This window comes from Rhizobacter sp. P2_H2 (genome assembly GCF_056403375.1).
Genome location: NZ_JBFUFP010001491.1, coordinates 1 through 1,013, shown reverse-complemented (window position 1 = coordinate 1,013; position 1,013 = coordinate 1). Strand labels below are relative to the sequence as shown.

The 1,013-nt window shown below is 67.6% G+C and carries 2 protein-coding genes; both read right to left on the bottom strand.

The features are described from left to right. A partial coding sequence (locus tag AC1D15_RS34180; RefSeq protein WP_477829571.1) for a hydantoinase/oxoprolinase N-terminal domain-containing protein occupies positions 1–330 on the bottom strand: 330 nt, incomplete at its 3' end. Between the two features lie 17 nt (positions 331–347). Then, positions 348–1,013, bottom strand: coding sequence for an ABC transporter ATP-binding protein (locus AC1D15_RS34175; RefSeq protein ID WP_477829570.1), 666 nt, complete (start codon positions 1,011–1,013; stop codon positions 348–350).

Genomic DNA, 1,013 nt, shown 5'->3' with positions numbered 1-1,013 from the left:
CTGGTAGGCGATGCGCAGCGCATCGCGAAAGCCCCTGGTCGTGACGAGCAGCGTCGGCTCGCCCTTGCGTTCGAGCAGCGCGTTGGTGGCCACCGTGGTGCCCATCTTCACGCACTCGACGCGCTCGGCCGGGAAGGCCTCGCCCGGCTTCAGGCCCAGCAGGTGGCGGATGCCGGCGACCGCCGCATCGCGGTACTGCTCGGGGTTCTCGCTGAGCAGCTTGTGGGTGACCAGCATGCCGTCGGGCCGCTTGGCGACCACGTCGGTGAACGTGCCGCCGCGGTCGATCCAGAACTGCCAGCGGTCGGTGCCTTGAACTTGAGCTTGCATGGAATCCTTCCTGGGGATCACAACCCTAGATATGCCTTCTTGACATCGTCGTTGGCGGCCAGCTCGGCCCCGCTGCCCTGCATCACGATGCGCCCGGTCTGGATCACGTAGCCATGGTGCGCGATCGACAAGGCCTTGTGCAGATTCTGCTCGACCAGCAGGATCGTCACGCCGGTCTCGTTGACGCGCTGGATMACCTCCAGCACCTTSGYSACRAACTTSGGCGCRATGCCYCACGACGGCTCRTCCAGCATCAGCAGCTTGGGSCGKGCCATCAGSCCRCGSGCGATSGCSAGCATCTGCTGCTCRCCGCCGCTCATSGTGCCGGCSAGYTGKGTSKCGCGYTCCTTGAGGATYGGGAACAGCGTGAACATCTCGTCGATGCCGGCCGCCACCTCGTGCGCATCGGTGCGGGTGAACGCGCCGAGCTCCAGGTTGCGCCGCACCGTGAGGCGCGGGAACAGCCGGCGGCCTTCGGGCACCAGCGAGAGCCCGAGCGGCACCCGCTGGTGGGCCGGCAGTTCGTGCACCAGCAGGCCATCGAAGCGCACGCTGCCGGCATCGAGCCTGTTCAGCCCGGCGATCGCGCGCAGCGTGGTCGACTTGCCATTGCCGTTGCCGCCGACCAGCGCGACGATCTTGCCCTGCGGCACCTCGAGGCTCACGTCGGACAAGGCCAGCAC